Source organism: Bacillus cereus group sp. Bc061, assembly GCF_027715825.1.
GTDB classification, from domain to species: domain Bacteria; phylum Bacillota; class Bacilli; order Bacillales; family Bacillaceae_G; genus Bacillus_A; species Bacillus_A paranthracis.
The window spans coordinates 21,946-28,489 of the sequence record NZ_JAQFTZ010000019.1; the positions used below are offsets into that span (position 1 = coordinate 21,946).

Consider the following 6,544-nt stretch of genomic DNA (forward strand, 5'->3'; position numbering starts at 1 on the left):
GAAAAAATCGCTGATATAAGTGTAGAAATCGTCGATATATTTGAAAAATCGCTGATATAATCTGGTTGGTACTGGATGGGGTATATGGAAAAGAAGTTGCCGTGAGGGTAACTTCTTTTTATTGTAGTGGCGGGGTATAGAGTATAAATAGATTGCCGAAAATTGTCGGTAAGTCGATATCCTGTGTCGAACCGTCGATATAATGAAAAAATCGCTGATATAAGTGTAGAAATCGTCGATATATTTGAAAAATCGCTGATATAATCTGGTAAATACCAATCAGGGTATGCAAACCAACATAAAAAAAGCTGGAAGAACATCTTCCAGCTTACGAGTTACTTTCAATTTGGCGACCGTTTTCTTCTTCGTTGTCTTGTAATAGGTTGAATACATCTGCTAGACAGAATGCAATGAACCAAGTCCATAGACCGTGGAAGAAAGCTGAGCTTAATTGAAGTGGTAATGTATAGTTAGTCATTGAGTAGGAAATGCATCCGCCGACAATTCCGATCATTGTTAATAACATTGTTTTTTGCGCATTTTCTTCTGGATTAAAGAGGAAGAAAATGTATCCACCTAAAATTGAAGCGCTTACAAGTGTTTCGATTCCATTAAAAATGATATTCTCTCCAAGCTGAGTGTTTGTCCAGAAGCAGATTGTTCCGCCGATAATAGCAAACAGGACAGCTATTGTATATCGTATATATTGATTCATATGTTCATCTCCTTATGTAATAAGATGATTTGGAAGTCAAAAAGGTAGGTATAGTATATTGAAGTGAGTTTTAATTGTACGTATCTTTTTATAAAAAGATCATTGAAGAGTAACTAAGATGATCGGTTATTTAAACCGTTACGTGTATGGTGTCTGAAATATACCTGACTGCTCGTTTCTTTTTGTTTGTAAAATATGAGAAACTTCCAAGTCTATATACTCTTTTTTGTGAGTCTGTTTTCATTATAACACATTTAGAGACATAATAATAGAATTATCTGATTTTGTAATAAGTGTAAAAAATAAAAAATGCAAGGAAATACCATTAACGGTGCGGTTTAGTAGAAGAAGGAGTTTCATTTATTTTGATGAAATATGTAATCAAGGTGAGATCTAAGAAGGCTTAAATACGATAAAAAGTGTTTTATGGCATGCATGTAATGTAAGGGAGGAGAGCTAACTTGGAGTTCACAACAGAAAGATTAATAATTAGACCTTTTAAAAGTACTGATTTACAGGATGTATTTGCTATTTATAATAGTGAGGATACATGTAAGTTCCTATTACATAATAAGTGGACTCATGAAGACATGCAGGAAAGATTTAATAAGAAGCTAGCAAACAATGCACTTACTAAAGACTCAATATTAAGTTTGGCGGTTATATACAAAACTAAGGTAGTTGGTGATTTATCCGTATGGTACACAAATATGAGAGACACTGTTGAGATTGGCTATAGTTTTTCAAATGAAGTAGCTGGGAGAGGTTTGGCAACAGAAGCAGTAAGTCGTTTGGTATTTAAATTATTTCATGAATGTAATGTACATCGTATACAAGCTAATCTTGATGCACGTAATACAGCTTCACAAAAATTGTGTGAACGAATAGGTATGAGAAAGGAAGCACATTTCATACAAGATTTCTGGAATAAAGATGAATGGACAGACAGTATTGTATATGGAATGCTATCCTCCGATTTGTAGTAATAAACGTAGTGATTGTATTATGCTAAAAGGTGCGTGAGTTGAATAACAAAGGGCATCACATATAATATGTGATGCCCTTTCATGTATTGACTTTTTTTATATACGTTTGAAACGGCCGACAATTTCAACTGTTTCAGTAATATTCATAAATGCTTTGTTATCCACTTGACGGATAATACGTTTCATTTCGCCTAACTCATAGCGAGTCACGACAGTGTAAATCATTTTTTTCTTATGGTTTGTATAGCCGCCGACAGCATCTACCATTGTCACGCCACGTATGCCGTGATGTAGTAGGGCGCTTTTTATTTCCTCGCCTTTTTCTGTAATTGTCATTATCGTTAATTTAATATGTTTCGTATGCACAGCATCGATCACTTTGCTGACTACAAATCGACTAATTAACGTATAAAGTGTAATATCCCATCCGAAAATAAATCCTGCTACAACAAGTAAGATTAAGTTGAATACAAATATGATTGCTCCAATTGAAACATCTCGATATTTCGCTACAATCAATCCAACAACATCAAAACCACCTGTTGAAGAAGCAAATCGGAATATGATTCCTGAAGCTGCTCCGCAGATTACACCGCCGAATACAGAAGATAGTAAAATATCGTCTGAAACTTGGTGTACAGGGATAATGTTCATCGCTAACGATGATACAGCTACAAAGTACGCTGTTAAAAAGGTTGTCTTCTTGCCTAAGTAAAAGTGACTTAAAATAAGAAGAGGAATGTTTAGTAAAAAGATAAGTGCACCGATATTGTAGTGCATTAAATAACCGATAATCATCCCTACCCCAGCGAATCCACCGCTAATCATGTTATGCGGGATAAAGAACATATTCATAGAAATTGCATACAAAATAGAAGCTACGAAAATAACAACCAACTGTATGATAAATTCTAAGTGAAATGTTTTAGCTGCTGGGAAGGATAAAAAGGCGGTGTCGGGAACGTAATCGGCGTCTCCTAGTTGACCCATAGTATGTTTCATCTCCATATTCATTTTTGATTACAAGAAGAGAATAAAGGTTTTTTCAAAAACTGGCAATAGTTTTATTATAATGCAAAAATTTTATAAATTTCTAATAAATCAAGCCTATTCATTGATGTGTGTGAATATACTAAAGAAAGCGAATACAATGTTTCTTAATTATTATTTTCTTGAGAAAATATGCAAAATACTTTTTTTGACGATAAAAGGAAATAGAGAATGTTTGCCGAATGTGCTAAAATGACCTTATTAAGGATGTGAAGCGATGGAATTTTTATTGCAGGATGCAATTCTATATATATCGTTTGTAACGACAGCACTTTGTTTATTAGAAGTTTTCTTCCTTGCTAACGTTTCTCGCTTTGTGCGTCAGCAAGCATCGAGCGGTAGACAAAGAGCATTTGCGTTAGTTGATACATGTGAAGATAGTGCGGGGAATGTACCGCTATTTTCTATTTTTTATAAATATGGAATGATTCGTTCTGTACGCAGACAAGAATCAAGTGAAGAGAATGACGAGGTCGGTCCGTATACACCAATGTTTCGCTAAATAATTACGAAACATTGGAGGAATGAACATGTTAAAATCATACCGAGCTGTGCTCGTTAGTTTATCATTATTACTTGTTTTTGTTTTATCTGGTTGCAGTAATGCAGCACCAATTGATGCACATAGTACGGGAATTTGGGATCATTATTTTGTATATCCAATCTCGTTTATGATTCAATTTGTTGCTCATCATATACCGGGAGCTAGCTTTGGGATTGCTATCATTATTATGACGCTCGTTATTCGTTCAGCAATGATTCCATTAGCTGTTTCGCAATATCGTAGCCAAGCGAAAATGAAGAAAATGCAACCTGAATTGCAGAAGTTAAAGCAGAAATACGGTGATGTAAGCAAAGATCTAGAAAAACAAAAACAGTATCAAAAAGAAATGTCAGAACTAATGAAATCAGGCGGTTGGAATCCACTTGCTGGTTGTTGGCCAATCTTTATACAAATGCCGATTTTCTCTGCTTTGTATTATGCGATTAGCCGAACAGAAGAGATTCGTACATCTTCGTTTTTATGGGTGAACTTAGGACATGCAGATCCTTATCATATATTACCGATTATTGCAGCATTAACGACATTTATTCAAATGAAGGTTTTCCAATCGAATATTACACCTGGAGAACAAGTACAAATGCTAAAGATGCAGCAAATTATGATGCCCGCAATGATTTTATTTATGGGATTTGCGGCACCATCAGGACTTGTGTTGTACTGGATAACAGGTAACTTATTTACAATGACACAAACAATCGTATTAAGAAAAATAATGGAACGTGAAGAATTACAATTACAAAAAGCTTAGAAAAACACCGCTCGGGATGAGCGGTGTTTTTTTGTTAAGTCGTTAAGGAAATGTTAAGAAACCAACATTACTATAGGCGTTGTATACGAAAGTGTACATGCATTAGAAATATGAAGGAGGAAATTTCCTATGAAGAAGAAAACAGTTGGGTATTTAGCGATTGCAGGTGCTTTATCATTCGGAATCATTGGAGGAGTCGGTATTCCGGCATTCGCGGCAACGAATACTCAAGCAGTGGATCAGTCTGCAAAAACGGCGAAAAAAGATTTAGATGATGCTACAAAACAAAAAGTAAAAACAATTATGGACGATACAAAGAAACAGTTGGAGGAGTTAGGTGTAAAGCTTCCAGAGAAAGAAAAACGTAAAGAAATGTTTGCGGGATTAGATGATCAAACGAAAGAAAAAGCGAAATCAATTTTAGAGCAAGAAAAGTCTGGAAAATTAACAAGAGAACAAGCAAAAGAAGAATTGACAAAACTAGGAGTGAAGTTGCCGGAAAAGGGTAAACACAAAGAAATGTTTGCGGGATTAGATGATCAAACGAAAGAAAAAGCGAAATCAATTTTAGAGCAAGAGAAATCCGGAAAATTAACACGTGAACAAGCGCAAGAAGAATTAACGAAATTAGGCGTGAAAATGCCGGAGAAGGGTAAGCGTAAAGATATGCTTGCTAACTTAGATGAACAGGCGAAAGAAAAAGTGAAATCAATTTTTGAACAAGTTAAGTCCGGCAAATTAACGCATGAGCAAGCAAAAGAAGAATTAACGAAGTTAGGCGTGAAACTCCCAGAGAAAGAGAAGCATGAAGATATCTTTGCGGGATTAGATGAGGCAACAAAAACAAAGGCAAAAGAGATTTTAGACAATGAAAAGAAACAATTAGAGGCATTAAATGTGGATCTTCCGCATCATAAGTTTTTTATGAACAAAGAAGATAAATAAGCGAATTACGTAGCTTTCGTGTGGGCAACCGGAAGGTACGTGCGAGGACCGATTTCTGTCAGCAGAAATCGGTCCTTTTTAACGATTCAATAAAATTCTTTTTATTGTTAGTATGTATCCAAAGACGCAGTAGAAGATTGCAAAACCGATAAATACTTCCGTATATTGATATTTACCTAATACATAGAAGGAAACAGCTGGTATAATAGCTACCGCTAAAATGCTATAACCAGGATATTTGTGCCGATGCATGATAGCGAATAGAACAGAAAGAAATGTAGCGATGATACAAAAAACAGCAATCATTATTGGTGCACCTCCTATATGAATTATACCGTTTTTAGGGAATTAGAGAAGTGTCGTAAATTCTGTTATAATATAAGAAGAGAAAAATTTCGTATGTTATATAAAAAATATATTGATTTTTTCTAACAATTCAATATAATGAACAATAACTACAAAATTCGACATCAAGAAGTGATGATGAGGACACGATCAATTTTTTACGATTCTCAGAGAGGGAAGCCTTTGGCTGTGAGCTTCCTAATACGAAAAAATAGATTACCACCTCTGAACTGCAGCAGTGAACGAACATTTAGTAATTGCTTGCCGGCAAAAACCGTTATTTTAGACTTGAGAAATTGGTGAAGTGTGTTACTTTGCGAATTGAAACAAGGGTGGAACCACGAATAAAACACTCGTCCCTTTTTTAGGGAGGAGTGTTTTTTTATTTCATTTTTGCATCACACTAGAATTGGAAGGAGGTAATAACAGTAAATAAGAATCTATAAAAAACTATAAAAATTTACAATTACAGGTTTTATATTTTACAGAATTCAACCTATAATATTTTCAGGTGATGAAAAGGGGGGGGAAGGATGAAAACAACACGTACTTGTAAAATCAATTCTATTACAAAAGAACAAATGGAAGATTTAATTACTTTGATCCGTACGTTCGAAAGTGCAAAACGATATAGTTTTAATCGTTTGATTGAGGGCGAAAACGAGAAAGAATTGATAAAAAAACTACAACCTAAATATTTGTTAAATAAACGTTTTTGTGAAGATGCAATTTTACAAGCGCAAACGATCCTTTTCTCTCAAAAAGAACTTCTTCCTGTTTACCTAGAAAACAATCAAAAAAAGTTAGAAAAGACATTACAAAAAATAGATGATTATGAACGCGGCAAAAAAAGACCTAAACAAGTTGCATTAGAAACTTGTCTAATTGGATTAAGAAAACGAAAACAAAAATTAGAACAAAAAATTGAAACGTATGCAAAACATATTAAAAATAAAACATTACCTCCTATTATTTTTGGTGGACGGAAAAATTTCTATGAAAGAATGAAAAACAAGATATCCAATCAAGAATGGAAAGATTTGCGGACAAGACAATTATATTCTCGCGGAGATAAAAGCAAAAAAGGGAATTTGAACATGCGCATTACAGTTGATGATTGTGGGCAAGGATGGTTAGAAATTGCAAATCCATTAGGACGAACAAATGGAAAAACAAAAAGCCCACGAATC

The 6,544-nt window shown here is 34.5% G+C and carries 8 protein-coding genes and 1 other annotated feature; of the genes, 5 read left to right on the plus strand and 3 right to left on the minus strand.

Features of this window, described 5'->3' with window-relative positions; translation table 11 throughout:
• Positions 1-328: 328 nt before the first annotated feature.
• Positions 329-715 carry a DUF3938 domain-containing protein gene (locus tag PDQ40_RS27405; protein WP_001077770.1) on the minus strand — a complete coding sequence of 129 codons (387 nt, stop codon included), beginning with the start codon at positions 713-715 and terminating at the stop codon, positions 329-331.
• A 461-nt stretch (positions 716-1,176) separates the two neighbouring features.
• Here PDQ40_RS27405 and PDQ40_RS27410 point away from each other — a divergent pair, with 461 nt between their 5' ends.
• Positions 1,177-1,698, plus strand: a complete 522-nt coding sequence (locus PDQ40_RS27410; RefSeq protein ID WP_270691757.1) for a GNAT family N-acetyltransferase — start codon at positions 1,177-1,179, stop codon at positions 1,696-1,698.
• 99 nt (positions 1,699-1,797) lie between these two features.
• On the opposite strand, the gene PDQ40_RS27415 is transcribed toward PDQ40_RS27410, so the two are convergent.
• Positions 1,798-2,691: a YitT family protein gene (locus tag PDQ40_RS27415; RefSeq protein WP_000530037.1), complete on the minus strand. Its 894-nt coding sequence runs from the start codon at positions 2,689-2,691 to the stop codon at positions 1,798-1,800.
• 277 nt (positions 2,692-2,968) lie between these two features.
• Here PDQ40_RS27415 and PDQ40_RS27420 point away from each other — a divergent pair, with 277 nt between their 5' ends.
• The 3 genes from PDQ40_RS27420 to PDQ40_RS27430 all read left to right on the plus strand — a co-directional run bounded on the left by PDQ40_RS27420 (position 2,969) and on the right by PDQ40_RS27430 (position 5,009).
• Positions 2,969-3,253 (plus strand): hypothetical protein, encoded by a 285-nt coding sequence (locus PDQ40_RS27420; protein ID WP_000394930.1) that lies wholly within the window; start codon positions 2,969-2,971, stop codon positions 3,251-3,253.
• A 28-nt stretch (positions 3,254-3,281) separates the two neighbouring features.
• Entirely contained in the window at positions 3,282-4,064 is a 783-nt protein-coding gene (gene yidC / locus PDQ40_RS27425; protein ID WP_000920535.1) for a membrane protein insertase YidC, read from the plus strand.
• A 129-nt stretch (positions 4,065-4,193) separates the two neighbouring features.
• On the plus strand, positions 4,194-5,009 hold the full coding sequence (locus PDQ40_RS27430) for a hypothetical protein (protein WP_048557417.1): 816 nt from the start codon (positions 4,194-4,196) through the stop codon (positions 5,007-5,009).
• Between the two features lie 78 nt (positions 5,010-5,087).
• Here PDQ40_RS27430 and PDQ40_RS27435 read toward each other — a convergent pair whose 3' ends face one another.
• Complete coding sequence (locus tag PDQ40_RS27435; protein ID WP_048557418.1) at positions 5,088-5,315, minus strand: hypothetical protein; 228 nt, start codon at positions 5,313-5,315, stop codon at positions 5,088-5,090.
• Positions 5,316-5,480: 165 nt separating this feature from the next.
• Positions 5,481-5,718: a binding site (T-box leader), on the plus strand.
• 169 nt (positions 5,719-5,887) lie between these two features.
• Here PDQ40_RS27435 and PDQ40_RS27440 point away from each other — a divergent pair.
• On the plus strand, positions 5,888-6,544 hold a 657-nt coding region (locus PDQ40_RS27440; RefSeq protein ID WP_270691758.1), incomplete at its 3' end, for a transposase.